This is a genomic window from Sphingomonas sp. BK069 (assembly GCF_014193405.1).
GTDB lineage: Bacteria > Pseudomonadota > Alphaproteobacteria > Sphingomonadales > Sphingomonadaceae > Sphingomonas.
In genome coordinates, this window is the sequence record NZ_JACHZH010000024.1 from 1 (window position 1) to 2,235 (window position 2,235).

At 66.7% G+C, this 2,235-nt stretch carries 4 protein-coding genes and 2 pseudogenes; 4 read left to right on the forward strand and 2 right to left on the reverse strand.

Annotated elements, in window-relative coordinates:
- Nucleotides 1-389, reverse strand: a pseudogene (locus FHY02_RS22545) (TonB-dependent receptor); the annotation flags it as partial.
- Between the two features lie 18 nt (nucleotides 390-407).
- On the opposite strand from FHY02_RS22545, the gene FHY02_RS22550 reads away from it, so the two are divergent.
- The 3 genes from FHY02_RS22550 (at nucleotide 408) to FHY02_RS22560 (ending at nucleotide 1,513) form a co-directional block, all read left to right on the forward strand.
- On the forward strand, nucleotides 408-611 hold the full coding sequence (locus FHY02_RS22550; protein ID WP_183926605.1) for a helix-turn-helix domain-containing protein: 204 nt from the start codon (nucleotides 408-410) through the stop codon (nucleotides 609-611).
- A gap of 72 nt (nucleotides 612-683) precedes the next feature.
- Complete coding sequence (locus FHY02_RS22555) at nucleotides 684-863, forward strand: hypothetical protein (protein ID WP_183926608.1); 180 nt, start codon at nucleotides 684-686, stop codon at nucleotides 861-863.
- 110 nt (nucleotides 864-973) lie between these two features.
- Nucleotides 974-1,513: a MucR family transcriptional regulator gene (locus tag FHY02_RS22560; protein ID WP_183926612.1), complete on the forward strand. Its 540-nt coding sequence runs from the start codon at nucleotides 974-976 to the stop codon at nucleotides 1,511-1,513.
- Here the strand turns inward: FHY02_RS22560 and FHY02_RS22565 are convergent.
- Nucleotides 1,510-1,686 carry a hypothetical protein gene (locus FHY02_RS22565; RefSeq protein WP_183926610.1) on the reverse strand — a complete coding sequence of 59 codons (177 nt, stop codon included), beginning with the start codon at nucleotides 1,684-1,686 and terminating at the stop codon, nucleotides 1,510-1,512. The two genes, FHY02_RS22560 and FHY02_RS22565, sit on opposite strands and share 4 nt — an antisense overlap.
- Nucleotides 1,687-1,793: 107 nt before the next feature.
- On the opposite strand from FHY02_RS22565, the pseudogene FHY02_RS23515 reads away from it, so the two are divergent.
- Nucleotides 1,794-2,177, forward strand: a pseudogene (locus tag FHY02_RS23515) (DDE-type integrase/transposase/recombinase).
- The last annotated feature ends 58 nt before the right edge of the window (nucleotides 2,178-2,235 follow it).

Here is a 2,235-nt window from a genome sequence, read left to right on the forward strand (position 1 = left end):
TTGATGGCCGAGTTGTACACCGCCTTGAAGCCGTGGATCGGCGAGCTGCCCCAGATCTGCGCGGGCAGCGGGTAGTTCGGCAGCTGCGAGGCGAGATCGGGGAAATTCTGCGCGAAATTGGCCGCCGAGGGCCGCGTGCGGCCGCGGCTGGTCTGGCCATCGTCGGTATACTCGCCGGTGACGTTGATGAAGCCCCAGTCACCTTTCACGCCCGCGTTGCCGGCGATCTGGTAGCTCTCGCCGTCCCCTGCGTAGAACTGGCCGGTGCGCCCGACGAGCTCGATGCCCTGGTTCTCGCGCAGGCCGTAGTTGAGCACGCCGGCGATCGCGTCGGAGCCATATTGCGCCGTGGCCCCCTCGCGCAGCACCTGCAGGCTGCCGATCGACATCGCGCTCTTCAGCGCTACGTGGACATACGTCAGCGCCTCTCCGCCAATCTGCGTCGCCTGCGGCTCGAACAGGGCTGGAGCCAGGAGGATTATGCCGACCGTTCCGGCGTTCACCGCACTTATGTGAGCGACATCGAGCGCGGCTCGCGCAATCCGACGATCACGGTCGTCGAGAAGCTCGCTGCGCCCTTCGCGCTCACGGCGAGCGACCTGCTCGGCTGAGCGCCGCGGCCGAAAGCTGCGGCTCGACTTCTGCGCGCACCCACGGCTCTGTCGCCAGGCAGGAGGGCGCGTGTGAACGAAGATCTGATCCGCAGCTATATGACCGCGGCCGGCATGCTGATGGAAGACGTTTCGGCGAAGGTCGTGCTTGACCCACTGGCACAGGAGCCCGTCGGCGACCTGCGTCGCCTAGTGAATGAACTCACGACCATCGCCGATGTTGTAGACGCCGTCAGGCGGAGTGATGGTTAACACTCTCTCCTGATCTGATACGGCTCGAAGCAAGCTGGCCCAAGTTGCCCGTGACCGACCAGCAGTGCGCGTGCTACGACGAAGGAATGGTGATGAGTTCGGACAACGAGATGAGCGGCGAAGAACAGAATGACACCGTCGGCCTGGCCGCCGCGGTGACGATGGCATGGCTCGCCAACCCGCACACGCGCGTGAGCGCCAGCGACGTGCCGGCTATTCTACAGTCGATGCATGAGGCAGTCCTGTCGCTGACGGCGCCGACATCCGAGCAGGCCGTGCCGGCGACGTCCGAGCACACACCAGCGGTGTCGGTGCGCAAGTCGCTCGCCAACCGGGACCGCATCATCAGCATGATCGACGGCAAGCCTTACGCCAGCTTGAAGCGCCACCTCACCGTTCACGGGCTCACGCCGGACGAATATCGGGCGCGCTTCAATCTGAAGTCCGATTATCCGATGGTGGCGCCGGGCTACAGCGAAGGCCGACGCGCGCTCGCCAAGCAGCTCGGCCTCGGCCGCAAGGCGGTGGCCGCTGTCGAGGAGGCGGGCGCCGCCGTCGAGCAGGCGGCCGAGGAGGTCGTCACCAAGGCGGGGAAGCGCGGCAAGGCCGCGCTGGCATCGGCGCGCAAGACGCTCGGCATCCGCTCCTAGGCTCGCCGGAGGCCGGCGCCCGCGGGCGTCGGCAGCAGTCGCGCCTCTTGCGCCTGCCAGCTGACATCCACGCCGCCGGCCGCGGTGAGCGTCGCCGCGCTCACGCCGGCGCGTAGTCGCCCGGCGAGGATCGCCTGGGTGACGCTGGGCGCCAGGAAGGCGAGCCGCAGCACCCGCGTGACATAGGAGGCGGTCAGACCTTCGCGCGTAGCCAGTCGCGTGATGTCGATCTCGCCGCCCCGCAGCTCCTTCCACCACGCGCGCGCGAGCAGCAGCTGGCGTGTCAGCAGCGCTTGCCTTCATGAAGAAGGCGCTCAAGCGTCACGGCTCGCCCGAGGCAATCACCACCGATGGTCTGCGCTCCTATGGCGCTGCACTGACGGAGCTCGGCAACCGCGAGAAGCAGGAGGTGGGTCGCTGAGCCAACAACCGGGTGGAGAACTCGCACCTGCCCTTCAGGCGACGAGAGCGGGCGATGCTGCGGTTCCGGCAGATGCGAACCTTACAGAAGTTCGCCTCGGTTCATGCCAACGTCCACAACCACTACAATCACGAACGCCACCTTGTCGACCGCCAGACCCACAAGCAGCGCCGCTCCGCGGCGCTGGCTGAGTGGCAGGCGCTCGTTGACGTGACCCCCGTTTCTTCATCCACTTGGAACTAGAGGCCGGCCCCTCGAAGGGACGGACGGAATGAAACGGAAGCAGTTTTCGGAAGAGCAG